Annotated in this window: 1 protein-coding gene; it reads right to left on the reverse strand. The window is 72.8% G+C overall.

Features of this window, described 5'->3' with window-relative positions; all coding sequences use genetic code 11:
• Positions 1 to 963: type VII secretion-associated serine protease mycosin (gene mycP, locus BST44_RS29190; protein ID WP_083180052.1), on the reverse strand; the 963-nt coding region annotated here is incomplete at both ends.

A 963-nucleotide genomic window follows, 5' to 3' on the forward strand; every position in this document is an offset into this window, starting at 1 on the left:
GGGCGGCGGGGCGGGCCTGATGACGCGGCTTTGCGCGCCCGGCGGCATCCGGTCGCCCGGCGGGATGTTGAACGTCAGCGCCGCAACGGGATCGACCAGCCCGTAGCCGACCTTGTTGTCCACCCCGGCGGGCGGATTGTGCGCCGACTGCACGATCCGGTTGATCACCTGATGCGCGGTCAGCTCGGGGAATTTCGCCCGAACCAGGGCCGCGACGCCACTGACGTAGGCGGCCGAGAAGCTGGTTCCCCAGAACGGCATGTTCTTCTCGCCCGGCCTCGACGGCGGGTAGGCGTTGACGGGTCCACCGCCCTGGGGCGAGAGCCCCATGATGTGGGTGCCCGGCGCCGCGACACCCACCCAGGGGCCCGACATGCTCTTGTCCAGCGCGGCGCCGGTGGCGTCGACCGCGCCGACCGACAGGACGTAGTCGGCAAACCAGGACGGCGACGAGACGACCTTCACCTGATGCCAGTCCCGGGGATCCGACGGCTCCAGCGGGTCGTACATCGGGTTGTTGTTGCAGCCGGCTTCCCCGTCGTTGCCGGCCGCGGCCACGACGACCGCGTCCTTGACCGTCGCCGCGTACCACAGGGCCGCGCCGAGCGCCCGCTGGTCGGCCGGGGCCGACGCGGGCAGGCAGGCCGTGACCGAAATGTTGATCACCTTCGCCCCCATGTTGGCGGCGTGCACCACCGCGCGCGCGACGGTGTTCAGCGTGCCGGCCTTCACCTTCTCGTCGGAGTTGGGGTCCCCCGGCGGGGGATTGACCGGCTCGAAAGCCCTGGAAGACTGGCGGATCGAGATGATGGTCGCGTGCGGGGCGACCCCCACCACCCCGTCGGGCGCGCCCGGCGGGAGCGGGGGCACCGCGGGTTCGTCCTCGGTCTGCGGATCCGGCGGCCCGTTGGAGATGGCGGTGGCACCGCCGCCCTCGGGCGGCGGAGGCGGCGGGGGCGGCGG

The organism is Mycobacterium scrofulaceum, from assembly GCF_002086735.1.
In the GTDB taxonomy this organism is placed as follows: domain Bacteria; phylum Actinomycetota; class Actinomycetes; order Mycobacteriales; family Mycobacteriaceae; genus Mycobacterium; species Mycobacterium scrofulaceum.